Origin of the sequence: Serratia nevei (assembly GCF_024160145.1) — a bacterium.
GTDB classification, from domain to species: Bacteria; Pseudomonadota; Gammaproteobacteria; order Enterobacterales; family Enterobacteriaceae; genus Serratia; species Serratia nevei_A.
This window is the reverse complement of record NZ_JAMYWQ010000095.1, coordinates 1-1,144: the sequence shown is the minus strand read 5'-3', so window position 1 is coordinate 1,144 and position 1,144 is coordinate 1. Positions and strand designations below refer to the sequence as shown.

Here is a 1,144-nt window from a genome sequence, read left to right as displayed (position 1 = left end):
GGTACTATCGGCCACGTTGACCACGGTAAAACTACCCTGACTGCAGCGATCACTACCGTACTGGCTAAAACCTACGGCGGTTCTGCACGTGCTTTCGACCAGATCGATAACGCGCCAGAAGAAAAAGCTCGTGGTATCACCATCAACACCTCTCACGTTGAGTATGACACCCCGACTCGTCACTACGCGCACGTTGACTGCCCAGGGCACGCCGACTACGTGAAAAACATGATCACCGGTGCTGCTCAGATGGACGGCGCGATCCTGGTAGTAGCAGCGACTGACGGCCCAATGCCTCAGACCCGTGAGCACATCCTGCTGGGTCGTCAGGTTGGCGTTCCTTTCATCATCGTGTTCATGAACAAATGCGACATGGTTGATGATGAAGAGCTGTTGGAACTGGTAGAAATGGAAGTTCGCGAACTGCTGTCCGCTTACGACTTCCCAGGCGACGACCTGCCGGTAATCCGCGGTTCCGCGCTGAAAGCGCTGGAAGGCGAAGCTGAGTGGGAAGCGAAAATCATCGAACTGGCCGAAGCCCTGGACAGCTACATCCCAGAGCCAGAGCGTGCGATCGACAAGCCGTTCCTGCTGCCAATCGAAGACGTATTCTCCATCTCCGGTCGTGGTACCGTTGTTACCGGTCGTGTTGAGCGCGGTATCATCAAAGTTGGCGAAGAAGTTGAAATCGTTGGTATCAAAGACACCGTTAAGTCTACCTGTACTGGCGTTGAAATGTTCCGCAAACTGCTGGACGAAGGCCGTGCTGGTGAGAACGTAGGTGTTCTGCTGCGTGGTATCAAGCGTGAAGAAATCGAACGTGGTCAGGTACTGGCTAAGCCAGGCTCTATCAAGCCGCACACCCAGTTCGAATCTGAAGTGTACATCCTGAGCAAAGATGAAGGTGGCCGTCACACTCCATTCTTCAAAGGCTACCGTCCACAGTTCTACTTCCGTACCACTGACGTGACCGGTACCATCGAACTGCCAGAAGGCGTAGAGATGGTAATGCCAGGCGACAACGTGAACATGGTTGTCACCCTGATCCACCCAATCGCGATGGACGACGGTCTGCGTTTCGCAATCCGTGAAGGCGGCCGTACCGTTGGCGCAGGTGTTGTTGCTAAAGTTATCGCTTAATCGC

Annotated in this window: 1 protein-coding gene; it reads left to right on the top strand. The window is 54.3% G+C overall.

The annotated features are described in order from the left end of the window. Positions 1–1,140: elongation factor Tu (gene tuf / locus M6G53_RS24870; RefSeq protein ID WP_048795941.1), on the top strand; the 1,140-nt coding region annotated here is incomplete at its 5' end. Between the last annotated feature and the right edge of the window lie 4 nt (positions 1,141–1,144).